General features: G+C 38.0%; 18 protein-coding genes. 11 read left to right on the top strand and 7 right to left on the bottom strand.

What is annotated here, in order from left to right; genetic code table 11:
• Positions 1-216 precede the first annotated feature (216 nt).
• A complete protein-coding gene (locus Q4534_RS06285; RefSeq protein ID WP_303612316.1) occupies positions 217-1,161 on the top strand; it encodes a DUF6807 family protein in 945 nt (314 codons plus the stop codon).
• Between the two features lie 87 nt (positions 1,162-1,248).
• Here Q4534_RS06285 and Q4534_RS06280 read toward each other — a convergent pair whose 3' ends face one another.
• The 4 genes from Q4534_RS06280 to Q4534_RS06265 form a co-directional block, all read right to left on the bottom strand.
• Entirely contained in the window at positions 1,249-1,590 is a 342-nt protein-coding gene (locus tag Q4534_RS06280) for a hypothetical protein (RefSeq protein ID WP_048643837.1), read from the bottom strand.
• A 414-nt stretch (positions 1,591-2,004) separates the two neighbouring features.
• Positions 2,005-2,715 carry a DUF1003 domain-containing protein gene (locus Q4534_RS06275; RefSeq protein ID WP_303612315.1) on the bottom strand — a complete coding sequence of 237 codons (711 nt, stop codon included), beginning with the start codon at positions 2,713-2,715 and terminating at the stop codon, positions 2,005-2,007.
• Positions 2,716-2,966: 251 nt separating this feature from the next.
• Positions 2,967-3,629, bottom strand: coding sequence for an outer membrane beta-barrel protein (locus Q4534_RS06270; RefSeq protein ID WP_303612314.1), 663 nt, complete (start codon positions 3,627-3,629; stop codon positions 2,967-2,969).
• A complete protein-coding gene (locus Q4534_RS06265) occupies positions 3,626-4,231 on the bottom strand; it encodes an outer membrane beta-barrel protein (RefSeq protein ID WP_303612313.1) in 606 nt (201 codons plus the stop codon). The genes Q4534_RS06270 and Q4534_RS06265 overlap by 4 nt, the downstream gene beginning before the upstream one ends.
• A 428-nt stretch (positions 4,232-4,659) precedes the next feature.
• Between Q4534_RS06265 and argS the strand changes: the two genes are divergently transcribed.
• The 10 genes from argS to hisB all read left to right on the top strand — a co-directional run bounded on the left by argS (position 4,660) and on the right by hisB (position 15,878).
• Entirely contained in the window at positions 4,660-6,450 is a 1,791-nt protein-coding gene (gene argS / locus Q4534_RS06260) for an arginine--tRNA ligase (protein ID WP_303612312.1), read from the top strand.
• Between the two features lie 2 nt (positions 6,451-6,452).
• Complete coding sequence (locus tag Q4534_RS06255) at positions 6,453-7,058, top strand: glutathione peroxidase (RefSeq protein ID WP_303612311.1); 606 nt, start codon at positions 6,453-6,455, stop codon at positions 7,056-7,058.
• 104 nt (positions 7,059-7,162) lie between these two features.
• Positions 7,163-8,068, top strand: a complete 906-nt coding sequence (locus Q4534_RS06250) for a 1,4-dihydroxy-2-naphthoate polyprenyltransferase (RefSeq protein WP_303612310.1) — start codon at positions 7,163-7,165, stop codon at positions 8,066-8,068.
• 84 nt (positions 8,069-8,152) lie between these two features.
• A complete protein-coding gene (locus Q4534_RS06245; RefSeq protein ID WP_303612309.1) occupies positions 8,153-9,001 on the top strand; it encodes a universal stress protein in 849 nt (282 codons plus the stop codon).
• Positions 9,002-9,015: 14 nt separating this feature from the next.
• On the top strand, positions 9,016-9,372 hold the full coding sequence (locus tag Q4534_RS06240; RefSeq protein WP_303612308.1) for a translation initiation factor: 357 nt from the start codon (positions 9,016-9,018) through the stop codon (positions 9,370-9,372).
• 274 nt (positions 9,373-9,646) lie between these two features.
• Complete coding sequence (locus Q4534_RS06235; RefSeq protein WP_303612307.1) at positions 9,647-10,843, top strand: hypothetical protein; 1,197 nt, start codon at positions 9,647-9,649, stop codon at positions 10,841-10,843.
• Between the two features lie 614 nt (positions 10,844-11,457).
• Positions 11,458-12,318, top strand: a complete 861-nt coding sequence (gene hisG / locus Q4534_RS06230; RefSeq protein WP_303612306.1) for an ATP phosphoribosyltransferase — start codon at positions 11,458-11,460, stop codon at positions 12,316-12,318.
• A gap of 82 nt (positions 12,319-12,400) precedes the next feature.
• Positions 12,401-13,693, top strand: coding sequence for a histidinol dehydrogenase (gene hisD, locus Q4534_RS06225; protein ID WP_303612305.1), 1,293 nt, complete (start codon positions 12,401-12,403; stop codon positions 13,691-13,693).
• Position 13,694: 1 nt separating this feature from the next.
• Positions 13,695-14,765, top strand: a complete 1,071-nt coding sequence (gene hisC, locus Q4534_RS06220) for a histidinol-phosphate transaminase (RefSeq protein WP_303612304.1) — start codon at positions 13,695-13,697, stop codon at positions 14,763-14,765.
• 12 nt (positions 14,766-14,777) lie between these two features.
• Complete coding sequence (gene hisB / locus Q4534_RS06215) at positions 14,778-15,878, top strand: bifunctional histidinol-phosphatase/imidazoleglycerol-phosphate dehydratase HisB (RefSeq protein ID WP_303612303.1); 1,101 nt, start codon at positions 14,778-14,780, stop codon at positions 15,876-15,878.
• An 89-nt stretch (positions 15,879-15,967) separates the two neighbouring features.
• Here the strand turns inward: hisB and Q4534_RS06210 are convergent, their stop codons facing one another.
• From Q4534_RS06210 to Q4534_RS06200, 3 genes are all read right to left on the bottom strand, one after another.
• The gene (locus Q4534_RS06210; protein ID WP_303612302.1) at positions 15,968-19,399 is read right to left on the bottom strand and encodes a HEAT repeat domain-containing protein; all 3,432 of its coding nucleotides are present in this window, start codon (positions 19,397-19,399) and stop codon (positions 15,968-15,970) included.
• A 56-nt stretch (positions 19,400-19,455) separates the two neighbouring features.
• A complete protein-coding gene (locus Q4534_RS06205) occupies positions 19,456-22,878 on the bottom strand; it encodes a HEAT repeat domain-containing protein (protein WP_303612301.1) in 3,423 nt (1,140 codons plus the stop codon).
• 215 nt (positions 22,879-23,093) lie between these two features.
• The gene (locus Q4534_RS06200) at positions 23,094-24,476 is read right to left on the bottom strand and encodes an AGE family epimerase/isomerase (RefSeq protein WP_303612300.1); all 1,383 of its coding nucleotides are present in this window, start codon (positions 24,474-24,476) and stop codon (positions 23,094-23,096) included.
• Positions 24,477-24,502 lie beyond the last annotated feature (26 nt).

Raw genomic sequence — 24,502 nt, 5'->3', positions numbered from 1 at the left:
TTTTTGTAATAACGCGAACAAAATCTCAAGCCATAGCCAATATCAAACTATCACCTGTTGATTTTAAAATGGGCTAAAGTCAGGAACATTGTTCCCCTGCCATCGAACCCTTTTAAATTGGCATTTTACTATTTTCTTCAGCCACTTATGAAATAGACACTTGGTTAGCTCATGCTTATCATTTACTTTTATAAACAACTAACCATTTATCTTCAAATGAAATACCAACCCATTGCCCCAGTTGTCCTTTTACTATTTTCAGCTATTTTTCTATTTGCAGAAATGCCTACAGCCACGGCCCAAATCCTTTCCTTTGAGGAACGGGATGGAGGATTGCTTTTACTTTCGGATGGAAAGCCCCGACTGTTTTACCAAATGGAAACGATAAGTGAGAATGGACAATATCCAAGAGCAAATTACCTTCACCCTGTGTTTGACACCAAAGGAGAGATAGTCACAGAGGACTTCCCCAAAGACCATTTACACCACCGAGGGATTTTTTGGACATGGCATCAGCTATGGGTGGATGATTTGAGAATTGGTGACCCTTGGATAAGTGAAGGCGTTGAATGGGAAGTAAAGAAAAGTAAAACTAAAATTCATCCCAACAATTCCGCAACCATTGAGCTCAAAGTGATTTGGAAAGGCAATAAGGTATTGAAAAAGAACATTATTGAAGAAAACACAATCATCACTTTCCAATCTATAGGAAATCAAGCGTATAAAATAACCTTTGATATTACTTTAAAACCATTGACTTCTGGAGTACGGATAGGTGGTTCTGAAGACGCTAAAGGCTATGGAGGATTCTCTCCAAGAATAAAATTATCCGAAAACGCAGGCTTTTTTGATGAAAACGGCCCTGTGACACCTGACAATCTTCCTGTTGCAGCAGGTGATTGGATCAACATCACGAAAAATGGTCCTGATGACGCAGGTGTTGTAATTATGGGTGAACCGGACAAACTTCCCTCCTACCAAGGGTGGATTCTTCGAAAACGAAACAGCATGCAAAACATGGCATTCCCAGGTCAAGAACCCTTATTGTTAGATAAAAAAGAGCCATTGCACTTCAGAAACCAATTGATTATTCATCAAGGAATGACAACTCAAGAAATAATAAATCAATACAGAATATTTAGAAATCAAGCTAATTATTAAAAGTCTAAATGAAAAAAGCCACGGTCAATGACCATGGCTTTTTAACTGTTTAAAAGTAAAGGATAGACCTAAGCCTATTCAAGTTTATTATTTTACTGGCTCTGGGAGTTCAACTGACCCTTTATCTTCTACTACTTCTTTACCCATGGCATCAAATTTCTTTTTGATTTCTTCACCAGGAGTTTCTGATTCGAATTTCAATAAGTAGTGAACCTGTGCCTCTTCCATCACCTGATGGGCCTCAACTATTTTCAAGTCTTTCAACTGCAAATCATTCTGAATAGCTTCCTTTACTTTTTCAGGAAGACTTTCAGGATCAATTTTAGTTGTTTCTTGGTACCATTCTTGCGAAACAAACACTTCAGTTGTTCCTGCATTGGCAAAAGCAAAAACAGTCATTGCGGCGACACTCAAAATTAACTTTTTCATGGCATTTTAAATTTATTGGTTTAAATAATAATTGGTTAAACAATACTTTTTAAATATTATTTTCAATTATACTTAGCCAAATGCCATGCCAAGTAATTTTACATACATTCAATTAAAATAAAACAGGCCTTATTTCTTATTAAACAATGTTTTTATTAATTAGAAGAAATTGTAAAGAAAAAGAGCCTGTAACCCTAAACACATAAATATGTGGAGCTTACTCCACAAACTGTAAATAACCTTAACAATTTATACACAATCACACAAAAGGTTATTTTATTATATAAAAGGTATATTATTAATTTGAATAGTATAATTTATTCTGATATTAAGAGATGTAGGCTTAAAAATGATACTATAATTGAGAAATAGAAGGGTTTATATTTGTTCGCTCAAGATTACCCGTTTCACTTTCTATTTCCTTTGACCTGATTTGCTGTTTTTCAATTCCTTCATCAAGTCCTCTAAATAATCAATTTGCACTTCCTGGACTTCAAGCAGTTTTTTATTTTGATGCACCAATAGATGATCAATTTTCTCATTCAGCAGTTGGATTTCAAGTTCGGACTTAAGGTTGATTTTGTAATCAAGCTCAGCCCTCTGTCTGTCCTTTTGTCCCTGCCGGTTTTGGCTCATCATAATAATCGGCGCCTGTATAGCAGCAATACAGGAAAGCATTAAATTCAACAATATAAATGGATAGGGGTCAAAAGTATTGCTGGCAAGCAACCAAATGTTTGCTACGATCCACAAAGTCAGGAATGAAAAGAAAGCAATAATAAAAGTCCAACTCCCTCCGAAAGAGGCGATTTTATCCGCCATCCTTTGGCCTAAGCTTATAGCAGTATCTATGTCTTCTTGTAAGTTTTCAGAAAGTATGGAATTGTTACGAATGGCATCCATAACATCCTTGTCAATAGCCGCTAAATCTCCTTTTTCTTGCTCGATAAGCTTGGTTAAATACAGTCGCCGGTATTTATTTAGCTCTCCAATTGAAATATTGCTTTCTCTGGAAAAATCAGGGTATTGAGATTTAATAAAGTCGAAAATTCCGTCTCGGATTTCATTCCCATTGACTAATTCCCCTCTATTGATCTCCTTTTTTGATAAATGGCTTTTGTTCATTTTAGTATAGGTTTATAAAACCCTTGTTACGCCATATTTTAACCCTGATGCATAATACGAGTTTAAAATCAATTTATGGATTTCCATCAATAGACCAAAATAAGCATTGGTAAATTTATAATAACAGTCTATTTCTATCTTGGAGTAAATGCCATTGTTCCTTCCTTCATAGGATTATGAACACAATAAGACCTTTCCCTAAAAGGACAATGCTACTTTCGCTAAACTAAAGGCTTGCTATATTCCTCGAATTAAAAATAATACCTTACGGCAAGGCTTGGCTGGTCCAGAAAACCATCCACTTCAAAACCCCAACCATTGTCCTGATAGTTGCTGTTATATTGGCCACTCCATATATGTTTATTATAAACCTTAAAAAATTGACCTTCTATAAATATTAGTTCAAAACTAAATTTTTCACTTGGAAAATAAGCCAAACCCAGGTTCCCGAAAAGGCCAAATTGATTTACTTTTTGCCGGGAAGTGTTAAAGTCCTCTTCATCTGCAATAACTGATTCCGCCAAATTATCAGTCCATGAATACCTTAACCCATAGGTAGCTATCATAAACAATTTGGGGCTGATTTCAATGTGTTTTCTCAACCCTACAAAAACATCCAACTCCTTTCTTTTCCATCCAGGAGAATTGGCATTTTGATAAGTGTTATTGATTTTTCGCGTATAAAAACGTCCACCACCTATAATACTGAGCTGATCTTTAATAAAGTAGGAATAGCTAGGTGTAAACCTAAAGTAATTATCTTCCTGGATTCTCTCATCTAAAAAATCTACAGACCTATCACTCCAACCGAATTCCAATCCCACAGAATGATTTCCTTGCGAAATCTGAGCATTTGCCTCTTGACCCATGGAATAAATCCCCAAGTAAACAAAAAGGATTAAAAACTTCTTCATTGGTCCTTCTGGTTAATGAAATAAACGATCCCTATACTGTTGGCGGTGATTAAATCAAAGGCAATCCGCTTATCATCATATTCCTGATTTGTACCTGAATTGGTATAGGTGTAATTATAAACGAGTCCACCCAAAGTCATTTCTACCATCCATTTTCCATTGATCCTGTAGGATGCTCCGGGAGCTAATGAAAACCCCAAATAATTGGGATTGTTTTCTCCTTTAAAGGTCCTATTAAACATCGCTTTGGGTTCTAGAAAAAGATAAAAATTATCGATTACAGGAAAATACCTTCTGTAAAACAAGCCTATACCTCCTTTAACATTTTCAGAGATAATTTTTGTATTCATTGAAGTGGTAGTGGCACTTCTGAAAAAACTAACTTGAGGAATAACACCTATCACAGATCGGTCAGAAATAAAATAACCCAAATTTGGATTAAGATTTATACTGTACTGGGAGGAACTGCCTGGATTTGAGCTTTCTCTGGTATCTATGGAAAGCCCAAAGTTACCCCCAACATACAGATCACCTTTTTCAAATTGTGCAAAGGCACTGGAAATCCCTGAAATAAAAAAGAGCAATAAGAGACATTGTTTCATATTATAGATCTGGTTAAACTTTATGAATTTTATTACTTATTTAGTTAGATAAAGCTAATCGCATTGTATTACGAAATACTTAGTCTGATAGTTGTGGATTGTTACTAATATTTTCTTTTACCAGTAAAAATCCACAATAGCTATTTCCATTAACCTCTTCTCTAGTTTAGAAAAAAGATAAAATCATTAAACATCCTATCGAATAATTTATATTACCGAACAAATAAATCCATTAACCCTCTAGTTTTCAAACGCTTTGACTTTAAGTAAAAGAAGTAACATTTCCTCCTATTACTCTCTAGTTTCACTTCCGTCAATACAAGTGGCTACTGTCCAAAGTCCTCCCCATATAATTTAGGCCTAGCCCTCTCCTCTTTGAAAGGAAAACCTTATATTTGCGCCTCTATAATTAGGAAGTAATTGACAATATGGATATTCAAGAAAGCATTTTAAAGACAATAGCAGCGGCCTTTGAGCAACTATTTAATCATAAGGTAGAAAGTGAAGACCTAAGCCTTCAGCCTACCAGAAAAGAATTTGAAGGCAGCTATACCTTTGTATTGTTTCCTTATTTAAAAATCACAAAAGGCTCACCTGAACAATCTGGGGAGAAAATTGGTAATTTTCTGAAAGAAAACCATCCTTCGGTAGCTGATTTCAATGTGGTTAAAGGATTTTTAAACATCAGTCTTTCTTCTGCTTTTTGGATAGACCTTTTGACGCAATTAATGGCTGAAAAAGAGCCTGGGTATTTTCCTCCTAGAAATCAGAAGGTAATGGTCGAATACAGTTCTCCAAACACGAACAAACCTTTACACCTGGGCCACCTTAGAAACAACTTTCTTGGCTTTTCTGTATCTAACATTCTCAGTGCCTATGGTTATGAGGTCATTAAAACAAATCTTGTAAACGATAGAGGGATTCATATTTGTAAGTCCATGGTGGCTTATCAAAAATTAGGGAACAATGAAACCCCTGAAATGGCAGGTTTGAAAGGTGACCATTTGGTAGGCAAGTACTATGTGCTCTTTGATCAGGAATACAAGAAGCAAATAAAAGAGTTAATGGCTGAAGGCATGACTGAGGAACTTGCCAAAAAAGAAGCCCCATGGATGAAAGAAGCACAAGAATCCTTGGTAAAGTGGGAATTGGGAGACGAAGAAACGGTTAACCTTTGGAAAAAATTAAACAACTGGGTTTATCAGGGCTTCAATGAGACCTATAAAAAGATGCGAGTTTCATTTGACCAGTATTATTATGAATCCGACACTTACTTACTTGGGAAAGACATTGTAACTGAAGGCTTAGAGAAAAAAGTTTTCTTTAAAAAAGAAAATGGATCTGTTTGGGCAGACTTAAGTAATCAAGGGCTTGACGAAAAGCTGGTATTAAGAGCAGATGGTACTTCTGTATACATGACCCAAGATATGGGAACTGCAGACCTTAAGTTTAAAGACCATGGTATAGACAAATCAGTTTATGTAGTTGGTAATGAGCAGGATTATCACTTTGAGGTTTTATTTAAAATCATGCAATTACTGGAGCGTCCTTACGCCAATAATTTGTACCACCTGTCTTATGGTATGGTTGATCTTCCTTCTGGAAAAATGAAGTCCCGCGAAGGCACTGTAGTTGATGCTGATGACCTTATTCAGGAAATGGTGGATACTGCCCGTAACCACACACAAGAATTGGGCAAAATAGAAGGTTTTTCTCCGGAGGAGGCAGAAAATCTCTATGAAATGCTGGGCTTGGGAGCCATCAAATACTTTTTATTAAAAGTAGACCCCAAAAAGAGAATGCTATTCAATCCTCAGGAGTCCATTGAATTTCAAGGGAATACCGGTCCATTTATTCAATATACGCATGCCAGAATAGCCGCCATTCTAAGAAAAGCGGACCAGATCGGTTTGGATTATAGCAGCAATAATTTTGAAGGCCTAGAAGCCTTAGAAGCGGTAGAAAAACAATTGGTATACATGCTTTCAGACTATTCAAAGAAAATAGCTATGGCAGCAGAGGAGCTGTCTCCGGCCGTAATTGCACAATATTTATTTGATTTAGCCAAGGAGTACAACAGATTTTATGCAGATCTACCTATATTTAGTGAAGCAAAAAATGAAGTACAAGCCTTTAGGGTATCCTTGTCTGACCAAGTAGCAAAAACAATCAATGCAGGAATGAAGTTATTAGGCATAGATGTCCCACAAAAAATGTAACGATGAAATCAATTTTCTTAGTCTTCGCAATTTCAGTGGTAGCTTTGCAGTTTCCGATGGGAAATAAAAATCCAACCATTTCTTCAAGTGATCCCAATATCGAGGACAACAGTTTAGGGTCTTTGCTCGAAAGCAATAGTATTTATGATTTTACCTTAAATGATATTGATGGCAAACCTGTCAAAATTTCTAAATACAAGGGTAAAAAATTATTGCTTGTAAATGTGGCCTCCAAATGTGGGTATACTCCGCAGTATGAGGAGTTGCAAAAACTGTATGAAACCTACCAAGACAAGGTCACAATTTTGGCCTTCCCTGCGAATAATTTTGGTGGACAAGAACCGGGAACAAGTGAGGACATTAAATCTTTTTGCTCAGAAAATTATGGGGTTACTTTCCCCATTTTTGAAAAAATTTCAGTGAAAGGTGTAGACAAACACCCATTATACAGGTGGCTTTCAGACAAAAAATTGAACGGCTGGAACAATGAAGAGCCTTCATGGAATTTTTGCAAATACTTTATCAATGAAGAAGGGAAATTGGTAAAGTTCTTTCCTTCAAAAGTTAAGCCAATGGATAAAGAGATTATAGAATTAATAGAAGCATAGGTAGACTAAAATACACCATTCCAGCATTACCATTTACAAAATTTAGGGGCATTTCCCTTTATAAACTCACTTAGTACCTTTATACTAGCCAAAAAACAGTAAAATTGACCATTTCTACCAAAAAGCAAGCTTGGGTCCACGCCCTTCGATTGAGGACACTTCCTTTGGCCTTATCGAGTATATTTATGGGAAGTTTTATTGCGTATGAAAAATCCGGGTTTAGATGGTCGGTTTTGATCATGGCAGCAATTACTACTACATTATTACAGATCTTGTCTAACCTAGCCAATGACTATGGAGATAGTGTCAATGGAGCAGACCATGAAGGCAGGCAAGGGCCTATTAGGGCTGTGCAAAGCGGGTTAATCAAACCCGCTGAAATGAAGGTAGCCGTTATCATTTTTTCTATTCTTTCTTTGTTAAGTGGTTTGTTTCTCTTGTACATTGCCTTGGCAGATATTTATTTATTCTTACTGTTTTTAGGCATAGGTATTTTGGCCATTATTGCTGCAATAGCCTACACCTCCGGGAAAAGACCTTATGGTTATGCCGGGTTAGGAGATATTTCAGTATTTTTGTTTTTTGGCTGTGTGGGTGTCATGGGCACCTATTATTTACACACCCTTAGCTTTGAACCAACATTGTGGTTACCCGCAGCGGCAATAGGTCTACTGAGTACGGCAGTATTGAACATCAACAATATTAGAGATATCCAATCCGATAAAGCAGCGGGAAAGCTATCCATACCTGTGAGGATAGGTAAAAAAGCCGCAGAAAATTACCATTGGGGGTTAATCATTAGTGCCCTGGTTTTATTGCTTGTTTTTGTCATCATTGAACACGCCTATGGAGCTTTGGCTTATCTGGTGATGGCACCTTCAATATTAAAAACCGGCTGGGCCGTAGCTAAATTTGAAACTCCGGAAAAATTAGATCCCTATTTAAAAGTAATGGCAATGTCCACATTATTTTGTGTCTTATTTTTTGGTATAGGATGGCTGATTTTTTAGTTCATCGATCTTTTTTGTGCTCATAATTGTTTACTTTTATATAGTTTAATTGATTCTTAATTTAAACAGCATCCTATCATGTCTATGAAAAGTATCTTAGTACCTTATGATTTTTCAGAAGAGGCTAATAATGCCTTTGAACTTGCACAAGAAATAGCTACCAAAGCCGCTTGCAGTCTCAAGCTGATACATATACTAGAGATTCCAACTTCCCAAAATTTCAACACAATGGGTGAAGTAACCATGGGTGAAAACTATATGGATAAAGTCTATATGGTTGACTTAACCAATAAAAGAAAGGAGCAATTTAAGAAGTTGGAAGAAGAACATGCCGGTAAGCCATATCAATTTAGCACAAACTTGACTTTCGGAAATCCCTATGCCGGAATAGCCGGAGAAATAGCTGAGGTTAAAGCAGATTTGGTAATCATGGGTTCTAAGGGATCCAGCGGTCTGGAAGAATTATTGATTGGTTCAAATACTGAGAAGGTGGTCAGACATTCCGATTGCCCTGTCATTACAGTCAAAGGTGAAATTAGTGCTGATTCTATTAAGAAGATTGTTTTTGCTAGTGATTTTAGTGATAATGGCAAAAAGGTGATCAAGAAACTGAAATACTTGCAAGAATTATTGGGTGCTCAAATTAGGCTTGTTAAAATTAATACACCTAACTCGTTTGAAAAATCCATTGATTCAATGAAAAAAATTAATGAATTTATCAAAGAAAACAAGCTGGAAAATGCTGAAATAGATATTTTCAACGGAGATAGTGAAGAGGAAGGAATCAATGAATTTGCAGATTTTGTTAATGCAGACATGATTGCAATGGCTACACATGGCAGGACAGGCTTTTTGCATTTACTGGGAGGAAGTATAGCTGAGGATGTAGTCAACAGTTCCAAAAAGCCTGTGTGGACCATGAAGTTTAAATAATAAATTGATAATAAATGGGTAGAAAAAAAAGCAATGATTGGAAAAAAAGAGATGGAGTAGTTTATTCTACCGCGGATAACTTTGATTTCGATCTGGAAAACGAGGGGAATGAAACTACGCTTCCACCCAAGCAGCAAAATTTAAAAGTAATGTTGGATAAAAAGTCCAGAGGTGGCAAGCAAGTCACCCTTGTAGCTGGATTTATAGGGCAGGAAGATGATTTAAAATCCCTTGGTAAAGAATTAAAAGCGAAGTGTGGTGTAGGAGGAAATACCAAAGATGGCGAAATTCTTATTCAAGGAGACCAAAGAGAAAAAGTAATTGATTATTTGATTGGTATGGGGTATAAAGCCAAAAAGTCCGGAGGATAATTCCGGACTTTTATTTTTTGAATAGTATCACAATAAAGCCTTTCCGCAAAAATTTTTCACCGACGGAATCGACTATTTAACCGACGCTGTTCCCAAGTTAATCGACTATTTAATAGTTGCTTCTATATTATTTTTACATTTGATTACAAATTTTTATTAACCGGTAGATCCGGTGAATGTTAGATTACGTAAGTTTTTTAGCATTAAACGATAAATATAGAATGGCATGGTGGGACAGTTTAGATTAATGAGCTTTAGTACAAATTTATACAATTTGAAAAGCGACGCGTTTTATTTAGACTTTGAGGAAACAAAACAGTTGATGTTGGACCTGAAGTCATGGCCGGAAATTCAAGAGTCTTTTATTTTATCACTCCCTGAAAGGATAGAAATTTTATACTATAGTAATTTTGATTTGGAGGATAAAATTTATGAAGCGGTAACTGGCTGTAAGTCCGGTAATGCCGTACCTATCAAAAATGAATTCAACCAAACTTCAGATGAAGAAAAATTGTTTATTCATCTCTCTGAATTGTGTTTTGGAGTAAAGGCTTCCAATTATGGTACCACTCCCTTATTCCCCCAATTTTCCCAAGCTTATAATTTTGCTGCCGAGAATGAAATGATCGGTGAATTTTTGGAACAATGGTGGGAAAACATAATCAGCACCGATAGGCTACTTAAGTATCAGGCTGATTATCAATTACCCAATTTTTCAATCTCTTATATCGTTTCTGATTTACTTACTGAGTTGGTAAATAAAGTGAAAGGTCCTAAAATTGCCATAATAGGATTCAATGCATTAAGTAAAAGAATTTACAGAAATCTTACCAAACAAGGCTACGGAAAAATCACAATTGTGGATAAAAGCATTACCTCTTGCCATAATTTTAAAGGAGAAGAATTGCACAATTTCACTTTTGAGCCTATGAATAAAGTTGAAAGTGTTATAGGTGAAAACGACATCCTAATTTCTACTTTAGAAGATGCTGATCGGTTGTTACCACTTCAATATTTTGAGCATGATTTCCTTGACACGAAGATTTTTATTGATTTATCTATTAAGAGCACATTAACGTCAGTTTTAGGGGACTATAACCAAGTCATTCCATTCAACCTTACTGATATTTATAAAATAATTGAGCAAAAGATGGAGATCAATAAAAAATGGCTGAGAAAAGCCAAGCCTATTGTTTCAAAAAAGAATCAAAAATTCTTTGACTGGATTGATAATAAAAAAGCACAAAAAATGCTGGCACTGATAAAAACATACTTACAAGAGAATGTAAACCAAAACCTATATTCTAGGGTATTGACTTCAGATGAGCCCAGGTCTAATGTTGATTTGGCACACCATAAAATCAACACGATGGTCCTTAAAAAATCAATCGAAAAAATAAAGCGTAATACTCAATATAAGGACATTATCAATTATGATAAAATTGTCAATGAATTTTACCAATACAATTAATTAATTTTCAACTATTTTTTGGGCTTTTAATTTAAGTCTACGGCAATAATTCAAAATTAATTTTCTACTTTTCTTTAGCTAAGCCACAGCATAAAACTTACTTTTTTACCACGGGTTTATCCCGTGGTTTTTTTATGAATTGAGCCACAATCGAGCTAGCTCAATATTTTTTTAAATTGAAATGCTTATCCTGCTATCTCAGAATAGACCAATGCATTTTCACCTGTATTAACTTGTAAATTAAAACTAAACTTAAGCAATATGAGATTGATATGTTTAAAAAGTTAGGCTTGATTTTACGGTCATGGGTTAAATTCCAAGCTCAAGGTAAGCCTTTACTTTTTAACTCACTAAACTTCTCAAAAAGAGGCTTTTTTTATCGCAGTAATCATCATTTTATTTTGCAAGTTTGCAATAGCTGACTAAATTTGCAATACTATGATGACATCAGGAAGTTTCTGCCATACCACAAAATTTTTATCTCCGGCGAATGCAATTATGCATCATGCAGGTCATCATTGCTCCTAATAGCAATTCCTCCTCCTATTCATCCCTTAATCAGGGGGAAATAATCAAACGAAATCTATTCTAGTATTTATTGTATACATAATTCCATGGAAAACATTATCAGGATTGCCGTTCAAAAAAGTGGTCGTTTAAGTGACGATTCTCTTAAACTTATAAAAGAATGTGGCATAAAATTTCATAACGGCACAGGTAAATTAAAGTCTTCATCCACCAACTTTCCTATAGAATTTTTGTTTCTAAGAGATGATGACATCCCTGGATACGTAGCAGATGGAATTGCTGATTTAGGTATAGTAGGCGAAAACGAGTTGGTTGAAAAAGACAAGAATGTCAGTGTCTTAAAAAAATTGGGCTTTTCAAAATGTCGACTTTCATTGGCAATACCTAAAGGAGAAGATTACCCCGGAATAAACTATTTTGAGGGGAAAAACATTGCTACCTCCTACCCTAAAATCCTAGGGGATTATTTAAAAAAGGTAAACATTAATGCTGACATCCATGAAATCAGTGGTTCTGTTGAAATTGCCCCTAGTATAGGACTTGCAGAGGGCATCTGTGACATTGTCAGCTCCGGTTCCACATTAATGATGAATGGACTTAAAGAGGTAGAAGAAATTTTTCAATCTCAGGCGGTACTTATAAGTAATAAAGACATTAGTGCTGAAAAACAAGCTACTGTTGAGAAATTGCTTTTTAGAATGGGAGCAGTGCAAGAAGGCAAAAAGAACAAGTATGTATTGCTAAATGCCCCCAACGATTCCTTGGAGAAAATCTTATCTCTAATCCCGGGAATGAGAAGTCCGACTATATTGCCTTTGGCTGAGGAAGGTTGGTCTTCAGTTCATTCTGTCATTAGTGAAGATCAATTCTGGGAGAATATTGAAGAACTAAGAAAAGCTGGAGCACAGGGTATTTTGGTTGTTCCCATTGAGAAAATGCTAATTTAAGAATCGATTGTAAACTGATGGACAGTTAGCTTCCCTTTCAATATAGGGAATGAAGTTGTTCCCATTACAAAATTCAATGCGTATGAAAATCCTGGTCAATCCTAGCAAAAAAAGTTGGAAAAAAGAACTGGCAAGACCCGTTCAAAAAACGAAGGACATAGAAAAGATCGTGAAACCGATCATGAAAAAGGTAAAACGTCAGGGAGACAAAGCCTTACGAAAATTTGCTTTTGAGTATGATCATGTGGAAATAGATTCCATAATGGTGGATCCCTCGGAAATAGAAAATTCAGGTAAGCATGTGGATAAATCGCTAAAGAGCGCCATAAAAACAGCCAAATCCAATATTGAAAAGTTTCACAAGCTACAGGAAACACCGGATCTGAGTACCGAAATTATGATGGGGGTTACCTGTATGCGAAGAAGCGTAGCCATTCAAAAAGTAGGCTTGTATGTGCCGGGCGGAACAGCTCCATTGTTTTCTACAGTATTAATGCTTGGTATTCCTGCAAAATTAGCAGGATGTCAAGAGATCGTTCTTTGCACCCCTCCTGATCAAAAAGGGCAAGTCCACCCTGCCATTTTATATGCGGCAAAATTGATTGGCATCAGCAAAGTGATCAAAGCCGGAGGTGCTCAAGCCATTGCTGCCTTAGCTTATGGTACTGAGACTGTCCCTAATGTTGATAAAATTTTTGGTCCCGGAAATCAGTATGTCACCGCTTCAAAGCAATTGGCAGCAAAAAAAGGAGTAGCCATTGATATGCCTGCAGGCCCTTCTGAGGTTCTTGTTTATGCGGATGAAACCGCCATTCCCGCATTCGTTGCTGCAGATTTGCTTTCACAGGCAGAGCATGGTGCAGACAGTCAGGTGGTCTTGGTTTGCCCAACAGAGGCCATTGTAAATAAGGTGATAGAGGAGGTTAATATACAACTGAAAGAACTTCCTCGACAAAAAACAGCCGAAAAGGCATTGAAAAACAGTTTGGCAGTAGTGATAAATGATAGGGATACCGCCTTGGAGTTAATCAATGAATATGCTCCCGAACACCTTATCCTTAATATTGAAGATGAGGACAAAACAGTGGCAGGAATTGTCAATGCCGGTTCTGTATTTATCGGCAATTTCACCCCTGAATCTGCAGGAGATTATGCCTCAGGCACCAATCACACCTTACCTACCAATGGTTATGCAAGAAGCTTTTCCGGCGTTTCTTTGGACAGTTTTGTGAAGAAGATTACCTACCAGAAAATCACTGAAAAAGGATTGGAAGGATTGGGCCCTATAATAGAGGTAATGGCTGAAAACGAACAGCTTATGGCGCACAAACAAGCAGTAAGCATACGTTTGAATTACCTAAAAAAAGAAAAATAAAATGGCATTTGATCTTCAGAAATTACTTAGGCCACACATTGCCTCACTAAAGCCTTATTCCTCTGCCAGAGATGAATACACTGGAGAAGAGGGCATATTCCTTGATGCCAATGAAAATGCATTAGGCTCAGTTTCTGAGCAAACTTTTAATCGCTACCCTGACCCTTATCAGTCAAAGCTAAAGAAAAAGTTAGGTGAAATAAAACAAGTCCTTCCTGCCAATATCTTTCTTGGCAATGGAAGTGATGAAGCGATAGATTTACTGTTCAGGGCTTTTTGTAATCCGGGAGTAGATAATGTCATTATCATGCCCCCCACTTATGGAATGTATGAAGTAAGTGCGGGTATTAATGATGTAGCAACTAAAAAAGTACCCCTTTCCTCTTCTTTTGAAATTGAGGTAGAAAAGGTATTGGAGGCTGTGGATCAACATACGAAGATCATTTTTATATGCTCTCCAAATAACCCGAGTGGAAATAAAATTTCCCGCCAATCCATATACCAGATACTCACCAAATTTGATGGTTTGGTGGTAATAGATGAAGCCTATATTGATTTCAGTGATGAACCCAGCTTTAGTTTAGAGCTAAACCATTATCCGAATATGCTGGTTATGCAAACGCTTTCAAAAGCATGGGGTTTGGCAGCATTGCGTTTGGGAATGGCCTATGCATCCAAAGAAATAATTGGTATACTTAATAAAATCAAGCCACCCTATAATATCAGTGGTTTGACTCAGGACACAGTGCTGAAAGCCATGGGAAACACCAAGGTACTGGCAGACATGGTGAAGGAAATATTGGTGCAAAAAGATAAGTTAGAATTGGCCTTAGAACAAATTCCTGAAGTCGAAAAGGTTTACCCTTCGGCTGCTAATTTTCTTTTGGCAAAAGTTCCGCATGCCAACCAAGTTTACCAAAAACTGATCGAAGAAAAGATTATCGTAAGAGACCGATCAAAGGTTCAACGCTGTGAGGATTGTTTGCGTATAACAGTAGGTAATGAAGAGGAAAACAAGCAATTTATTCAGGCTTTGAAAGAGGTCCTACATGTTTATACTAAAACTACTTGAACAAATTAAAGCATGAAAAAAAAGCTATTATTTATAGATAGGGATGGTACCATTATCAAAGAACCACCAACAGATTATCAGGTAGACAGCCTAGAAAAACTTGAATTTATCCCCAGGGCAATTAGCAACTTGGTAAAGATTGCAGAAGATGGGGATTTTGAATTGGTCTTGGTAACCAACCAAGACGGGTTGGGTACAGATTCTTTTCCGGAAGAAACTTTTTGGCCGGCCCAATTTAAAATGCTTAAAACATTAGAACAAGAGGGTGTAATTTTCAAAGACATCCATATTGATAAGACTTTCGAGCATGAAAATGCACCTACTAGAAAACCGGGAACGGCTTTGCTTACAGCTTACCTCAATGGAGACTATGATTTAGAAAACTCCTATGTAATTGGAGACCGAGAGACCGATGTAACCTTGGCAAAGAACCTAGGAACAAAATCCATCTTTTTGGGAAAAGAGGAGGTAAAAGAAGCAGATATTTCAGTAGACAATTGGGATAAAATTTATGAATTCTTGAAGCTTCCTCCTCGAAAGGCAGAGGTAGTAAGAAAGACTGCTGAAACCAATATAGACATAAAATTAAACCTTGACGGAACAGGAAATAGCACCATCAATACCGGCCTTCCATTTTTTGACCATATGCTGGATCAACTCGCCAAGCATGGCGGATGTGATCTGGAAATAAAGGTAGAGGGAGATTTACATATAGATGAACACCATACCATTGAGGATACCGGTTTGGCGCTTGGAGAGGCTTATTTGAAGGCCATGGGAAATAAAAAAGGCATCTATAGGTATGGTTTTTTACTGCCCATGGACGATTGTTTGGCCCAAGTTGCAGTCGATTTTGGGGGCCGGCCTTGGATCGTTTGGGAGGCAGAATTTAAGCGTGAAAAAATCGGTGACATGCCGACCGAAATGTTCTACCATTTCTTCAAGTCTTTTAGTGATACATCTAAATGTAATTTGAATATAAAAGCTGAAGGTGACAATGAACACCATAAAATTGAAGCCATTTTTAAAGGCCTTGCAAGAGCAATTAAAATGGCGGTCAAAAAGGACCTTGATGCTTTGGATCAACTTCCAAGTACCAAAGGAACTTTATAAATAGCCCCTTTATTCCTCGGGTATAATAAAAGCAGAAGGCCTCATTTTCATGAGGCCTTCTGCTTTTATTTTAGTAGATAAATCTCATTTCAATTAAAGTCCTCTTCCAAAGTTACCAAGAAACTAACCAAATCCCTGATCTCTCTCCTGCTCAAAAACTGTTTCATATCAGGCATACTGGAAGGTACATCTTTTCTTTCCAGAATCTGATTCTTCCTTATAAGGGTGTCGGGTTGATTACCCATTTTCAAGGTAATGCTTTCCTCAGTTTCGTCCATTTTTATCCCAGCAACCTTCTTATCATTGTCTAAGGTAAGGGTAACCACTCCAAAACCGGGGGCAAGCCTCTTGCTTGGATCAATTAATGCTTCAAGTAATTGTTCTCTCGTAAGTCTTGCTCCTACTCCGTTTAATTTAGGTCCAGCATTTCCTCCAAAATCATCATAAGCATGACATTTAATGCACTGGGCTGTGGCATGTTGAAAGAAAATTTTTCGCCCTTTCACCAAGTCACCACCATATAAACTTCCGCTATAAGAGGCCAGTAAATCATCCTGTGTCATGTTCTCATGTACTTGATTGTACCTCTCTTTTAATTGCGTATCTTCTCTGGTTTCCATGGCTTCAAAAAACTCTAACTCTATGGCTTGAGGCAATTTATTCTCCTCAAATTGAGCCAATAATTTTTCAAAAACGTTTTTGGCACTTTCTTGGTCAAGTCTGGCCAAGGTATTTACTGCAGCTTGTTGCTCTTCCACCGTCCTCTTCTGAATTACCTCGTCTAAAAGAGCAGCTTTTCTTTCATCAGGTATCGTCAATTCTTCCAATAAATCCAGGCCTGCAACCCTAACACTTCTCTGGCTGTCAGAAAGAGCCTTTTCTACGGCCTTGTCCATGGGCGAATCAGGGATTTTAGCTAAAGCCCTCAAACTTTCTGCCCTTACAGCCGGATCTTTATCATTTGATAATACGGTCAATAGGTGTTCACTTGCCTCTTCTATTTTCAGTTCACCTAATGCCACAACTGCCCCTTCTCTAATATCTCGACTTTTATTTTTGCTCAAGCCCTTCAATATATCAGCCGCTGAGGATTGGAAAGCTTGTATGTCTCTTGTGACTTCTCCCCTGTACCATCCGTCAACTCTATCAAGGACAGAAGGCGAAGTCCAGGTACTTAAGGTAGCTATGGCTTCCACTCGCATGGCTTCGGGAGCTTGAGCTGAATTGGCATAAGTCAATAAGTTATTGAAGCCTTCTTCTGTACCCCATCTTAAATTAGCATTAATGGCTCGTCTTAACAATGGCTCAGAGGTATAGTTTCCGGTATTTAATATTTTTCCTAATTCCGGAATAGCTGCTTCAATAGAGAAATCATCATTGATTGCTCTGGCTGCTTCCGCAACTATGTATTCATTCTCATCTTGTAAAAATAATGTGATTCTCGGATCTCTCAATCTTCTAAGCGCAAGAACAGCTCCAAGTCGAACCGCATCAGAAGGATGCTTGGACAATTTGGCAATTGCAGAGGCCTCAGTCAATCTGGAAATTGCCAAACTAGCCGCATGCCGGATATACAAATCTTCATTGTCATTTTCTTGAAGCAAATTCACCATTGGTGCAAAAGCTGCTTTATGCATCATTTTCCCTAAAGCCTCAGCTGCAAAAAATTGAACCCTGGGTGCTTCAGAACCAAGTAAAGGCAGAATATATTCAGCTGCTGCTGAATATTTCAAATCCCCAAGCCACTTGCTTGCCTGCGCTACTATTTCAGCATCATTGTCTTTTAAGTAAGGTATCAGCACCTCAGCATGGTCGGCCTTTTTTCGGGCCAACTGGGAAATTCCCCAAATGGAATGCACCCTAGCCAACTGGTTTTCTGTTTGCGCCAAAGAAGTTTTAAATACTTCCATTCCTTCCGCTCCCCTCTTGGCCAATTCAAACTGTGCCTTTTGTCTCACTCGTTGGTCTTCAAAGCCCAACAAGGTACTCAACTCTTCTATCGACAATTCAGAAAAATTCTTCTTCAAATGAGTTTCAGTTTGTTTTCCAATGGTTGAATTGGCTGTTTCATCGGTGAATTTCCAAATTCGCCCATAGCCCTTATTCACCCATCCATCAATCCAATCTGAAAAATACAGGGCCCCATCAGGAGCAAAATCCATACCTGTGGCCAAAATACCAGTTAATATTTGTTGGGTCTCTCCCATCTCAAATCCTGCTCCTTTTGGTTTCAGGTCAAAAGCATGGATTCCAGATCTGGCAGCATTCCCTCCAAACTCAGCAACAAAAAATTTATTTTTCCATTGATCTCCTAAACCGGTACCCGGGTTATATTGAAAACCGGTAGGACCATTGATATAATTGGCAATAGTTGGGATAAAGTATGCTGCCTGATCTTCATTTCTTGGCAGATGCATTTTTTCATCCATCCACACTTTATACCCATTGTTTTTGGAATCACGGTATTTCCCAAACTGCCAATTGATTCGCCAGCCCGTATCTGACCCCTCTACCAAATAAACAATCCTTTCACTTTCACCCTTATGGTCTCCATCATTGTCGACGCTGATTAGGTTTCCGTATTCATCAAAATCAAATTCGTGGGTATTTCTCACCCCATAAGCGAAAATTTCAAAATCTGATCCATCAGGGTTCGCCCGTGCAATCACCCCGCAATTGGGGAAATCCAGAAGGTTTCCTTTATCGTCTTTACCACTAAAACCTATGTCTCCAATTCCCCAATAAATTTTACCTTCGGGCCCCACTTTAAGCCCTGACATATTGTGCCCGCCAAAACCAATATGAACACCAAAGCCATGTGCCAATGACTCTTTTTTATCCATAAGTCCATCACCATTTGTATCAGTCATTCTCCACAGATCAGGTGCAACGCCAACAAATAAAGCATCATCATATTTTAATACCGCCCCGGCAACATCTGAAGTTTCCTCATTAAAATCACTGGCAATTAAAAGAGACTGATCCGCTTTGCCATCCCCATCAGTATCCTTCACCTCAAACACATTCTCTTTTTCAATGGTAAGGTCTTTCCAGTCATGAGAGCCATCCCCGTTGATATCTGGAAGCCACTCGTTTTTTTCACTATTCTCCGGTGAAAGCTCTTCATGGATAAAAGTTTTTCTATCCGCTACATTCTTAAAACTAATAGAGGCTATTTCCCAATCCTGGTGACTTCGAATATCAAACTCAGAAATTTTCCTCCTGTTTGTCTTTGAATATATGGCATTACCTGAATCATCGATCTGTAAAGAAATCGGGTCTGCCACCAATGAATCAACTGCCCACAATTCCAAGTTTAAGTCTTGGTGGAATTCCGGATTTACCAAAGCTTCGATCGCTGAAGCTTGCTGGTTTACTTCCTCCTTTGTTAGTGATTTTACTTGTAAGGGAACCGCCTGCTCATCTGATTTACATGCGGTAATGCATAAACCTAGAATAAAATATAAAGGAAAAAAATTAAAAATTTTATAAGGCTTTTTCAATTTAATATTTCTCAACATGGATATTCAATATAAATTAAAACGGGTATTTTATTACTTGTTGTGAATCAAATAGGCTAGTGTTCTTCTTTATCCAAAGTAACCAGGAAGCTAATTAAATCACGAATTTCTCTTTTAGTCAAAAGCGCCTTCATATCCGGCATGGAAGACAAAGCATTGGTACGCTCAGTAACGTTTTCTTTGGGTATAATTTTTTCAGGTTCATTGCCTATTTTTAAAGTAATGTCTTTTTCGCTTTCTTTGACTATTATCCCTGAAACGCTTTTACCATCATTTAGTTTTAAGCTTACCGCTCCATAACCATCGGCTATTTTGTTACTTGGGGCCACAAGGGCTTCCAATAATTCTTTTCTACTCAACCTTTCTGCTACACCATTTAATCGAGGCCCGGCACTACCACCGAAATCATCGTATGAATGACAACGCATGCATTGAGCACTCTGGTTTTGGAAGAAAATCCTTCTGCCTTTTACCTTATCTCCTCCAAATAGACTACTATTATAACTTGCCATTACATCGCCTTCATACAATTCGGATGTAATGGAATCGTATTGTGTTAACAAGGCCTTATCACCTAATGTTTCAAGAGCTTCACTTAATTCCAATTCAACGGCAGAAGGAAGGCTTTTATTTTTCATGGCCTCAAGCAATCGATTAAAAACTGGAACCGCATAAGTAGCATCAACTTTCCCCAAAGCTGATATGGCTGCTTGCCGTTCTTCCAATGTTTGATTCAATGTAACTTTTTCCAACAAGTTTGCCACGGTATTCCCCTCGAGGTTCTGCTCTCCCAAAATAGCCAATCCGGCTATCCTAACCCCTTTATCTTGATCTGTGGTTGCAAGTTCCAAAGCTTCCGCCATTTTACCTGAACCAACATTTGCCAAAGCCTTTATGGCAGCTTCTCGAACCATGGGTACATTATCCGTTTTTAATAGGCTTAACAATTGAGCAGAAGCATCTGTAACTTTTAGGCTACCGATAGCCGACACTGCAGATTGTCGTATTTTTGGGTTGGAATGGGCTGTTAAGTTTAGTAATGGTGCGGAGGCCTTTGCTCGAATTCCTTGAACATCTCGTTTTACTTCTCCTCTAAACCTTCCCGTTACACGGTCAAGTAATGATGGGTTGTCCCAGGTAGACAAAGCTGCAATGGCTTCTATTCTCATTTCTTCCGGTGCTGACTCCAAACCAATAAAATCCAAGACTAAACCTAAAGCTTCCTCATTGCCAACTCTTAAATTGGCATTGATTGCTCTTCTGAGTAATGGTTCTGAGCTTAATCCTTTTCTACCTAACACTTTCCCCAAAGCAGGCAAAGCTTCTTCAATAGAAAAGTCATCATTGATTGCTCTGGCAGCTTCTGCCACAATATATTCCTCCTTATCGGCTAAAAACATAGCCACCTCAGGAGCTTGCATCCGTCTTAAAGCCACAACTGCAGCCACCCTCACAGCCCTTGATGGGTGATTGTGCAAGGCTTCAACGGCCGAAACATCCCCTATTCTTGACAAGGCAAGGCTGCCGGCATGGCGGATATAAACATCTTCATCATTATTCTCTGCTAAAAGAGCTATTATTGGTTGAACTGCAGATTGAGCTTTAATTCTACCCAATGCTTCTGTTGCAAAAAATTGTACACGTGGTGCACTGTCTTTAAGCAGTGGAATTAATGCATCTGTTGCCGCCGTATATCTTATGTCACCTAACCACCTTGCTCCTTGTGCCCTGATTTCTGAATCAGAGTCCTCCAATAAAGGCAATAATAAGTCTCCGGCTTTTTCTTCACCTGATCGGGCAAGCTGAGCAATACCCCAGATGGAATGAATTCTAGCTATCTGCTCGTTGTTTGCAGTTAGTTTTTGCTTGAAAATTTCCAGCCCCTCCTCTGCTCTATTAGCCAATTCAAATTGGGCCTTTTGCCGCACCCGCTTATCAGCGTGGGCCAGCAAATTCCCAAGGTCCTCATTTTCTTTATTTTTAAAACCAGCTCTGATTAAGGTCTCTGTGTCTTTCCTAAGTTGGCTATTTTCTCCTGCATCATCTTCAAGTTTCCAAACCCTGCCATTGTCTTTGGTCCCCCAACCATCAATCCAATCCGAAAAATAAAGGGCTCCGTTCGGACCAAAATCCATTCCTGTAGGCAACAGGCCGCCCAAGATTTTCTTGGTTTCTATCATTTCAAACCCTGCCCCTTTAGGACTTAACTTAAAAGCATAGATACCCGATCTCGCAGGATTTCCTGAAAAGCCTGCGACAAAAAAGGTATCCTTCCACCTTTCTCCCAAAGCTGTACCGGGATTGTATAACATTCCGGTAGGACCATTGATATAGTTTTTAATGGGTGGAAGAAAATAGGTTGCCTGCCCCTCTTGTCGGGGTTTGGCCATATTTTCATCCATCCATACTTTATAAGTATTGTTTTTTGGATCCCTATATTTACCAAATTGCCAATTGATCCTCCAGCCGGTATCAGATCCTTCAACCAAATAAACAAGCCGCTCACTTTCACCTCGATGGTCACCATCATTGTCTACACTAATGAGGTTACCATAATCATCAAATACAAACTCATGGGTGTTCCTTACCCCCATCGCGAAAATTTCAAAATCACTTCCATCAGGATTAGAACGAGCGATCACTCCCCTATTCGGATACTTATGCTCAACACCATCTTGGTCCACTCCATTAAAACCAATGTCTCCTATACCCCAATAGACCCTTCCATCAGGTCCCATTTCCAAACCTGACATCCCATGGCCTCCAAAACCGATATGTAGCCCATAGCCATGGGAAATAGAAACTTTCTCTGAGGCCAACCCGGTCTCAGGATCCTCACTTACCCGCCACATGTCAGGAGCAGCTCCTACAAATAAGTCATCACCTTGTTTCATTACTGCTCCGGCAACATCTGTCACCTCTTCATATAACTCATCAAAAACCAACTGGTATTCATCTGCCAAACCATCTCCATCTGTATCTTCAACGCGATAAATATGGTCTCTTTCAACAGCCATGTCTTTCCAGTCGTGAAACCCATCCCCATTTACATCTTTTAACCATTCATTATTGTCACTGTTTTCTTGAGACAATTCCTTCCGTAGAAATGCACGCTTCTCTTCTATGGTTTGTAAACCGATGGATCTTATTTCCCAATCCTGATGTCTTCTAATATCATGCTCTGAATTTTTCTGCCTATTGGTACGTGTGTAATACAATCTACCTTGATCATCAAAATCTATTGATATGGGATCAAAAATCATGGAGTCTGATGCCCACACCTTTACAAACAGACCTGAATCTATTTCAGGCTTCAACTGTTCTTCCAAGTCAGCAGCCCATTTTTGGGTATCTAAAGCATTGAATTTGGTTATTTTTAAGTCTTGTTCTTTCTTTGATCCACAAGCAAGAAAAATAAAAAAACATCCTATGGAAAAGATACTCAAAAAAAGAAAGTATTTAACTGTCAATTGCTTCATGGTTTACAATTAATAATTTTATGTAGTCTGCTTTAATCACTAAAAAAAACAGATCGGAAAGGAAAACTAAGTTTTTTTAAAATCACAAATTAGTCTCCTTTGTTTGCCAATATACCCAATACCTTTTAACAAGATATCTATAAATACCAGTCCAGAAATATAAGGAAAAGATTATAAGCGAAAAATTAAATTTTTGTAAAGGTAAGCATCAACTGTTAATGTCCTTTCTCACCCTTTTTAATGGTCAAAGCAAGGTGTGAAGGGTCTCTAAGTTTCTGTTCACAATTATTCAATGCCCTAAAGTTGTGATAAGCGGTTTTCCAAATTTGGCCTTTCCTTGCATTTTTTAATTCCGGCTGCTTGTCCAGGCCACCTGGATACCATTCTCCATTCTCATGGTCAATCAGATACCGCTGTATATAATCCCATTGGACTTGAAATTTCCCGAAGTAGTTCAAGGAATCATTCGGATAAAGATCTGCCATAATCAAAAGGCTGTTAAGCCCCTCAGCTTGTGCCCACCAATTCTTTGTATCCTTGATTAATTCAGGCTTCGATTCTCCGGCAAAATAATATCCCCCATCATAAAAACCGCCAACTTTATTATCCCAACCATACCTAAGAGAATGATCTACCATTCTCTTTCCTATCTTCCAGGTTTGGTAGTCCTCCTGCAATCCTAAGACATGGGACGCCTCCATCATCAAATAAGCCGTCTCTATATCATGACCATAGGAAACATGATCTATAGAATGGTGTTTGTCTATAGCAACCCTGCCTTTGTCTCTAAAACTCACCGGCTTCCAATCAGGGTATAAAAACAATTGTAAATATCCCTCTTTTTGAACGACTTTATCTCGAATAATTGCCAGTAATTCAATCGTTCTTTTTTTTAACAATGGATCTTTCCAAACTCCATACAATTCTGTAAAAGCTTCCAATAAATGAATGCTACTGTTTTGATCTTTATAACCTATGGTAGCGGTAGAAGCTGTATTACTGTCTCGCTTCAAGACTGTGCCATCCAAAGCCAAGGATTGAAAATAACCTCCGAATTGTGGATCATAACTATGCTCCTCTAACCAGTAAAAAGCCTTTTTAGCCAACTCAAGTACTTCCGGATTAGCCGACACCTTATAATATGCCGCCAATCCATATATTCCAAAGGCATTGCCATAGGCTGTTTTGGCGCCAATGCCACTGGATTTCACCTTTCCTTCACGATTAAGTAGTGTATGAAACCCTCCATTTTCTTTGTCCCAAAATTTATCTCTCAAAAATGTAAACCCAAGTTTTGCTCCATCATAGTAATGCTTGGTTTCAGGATTTCTTTCTATCATCTTAGACAAAGTCCACAAATGCCTTGCCTGAGAGACGATCATTTTATCCTGATTTTCAGTAGGATTAAATGCCGCATCAAAAGAACTGATATAACCTCCATATATTATATCATAAGCCTTAGGGTACCAAAGATTGATCAATTCATTGTTTATGGAGAATTCAATCTCATCTGCCAGTTTTAATCTTTCGGAAGTTTGAGCAACAATGGTTTGACCTAAACAACTAATAAAAAAAAGGACGATAGTGAGGCGGTTCATAAATTTTGGGTTTAAATGTTCATTTA

It is taken from the genome of Cyclobacterium sp. 1_MG-2023, assembly GCF_030546805.1.
GTDB lineage: Bacteria > Bacteroidota > Bacteroidia > Cytophagales > Cyclobacteriaceae > Cyclobacterium.
The sequence above is the reverse complement of the archived record's forward strand: the minus strand, read 5'-3'. Positions and strand labels throughout refer to the sequence as shown.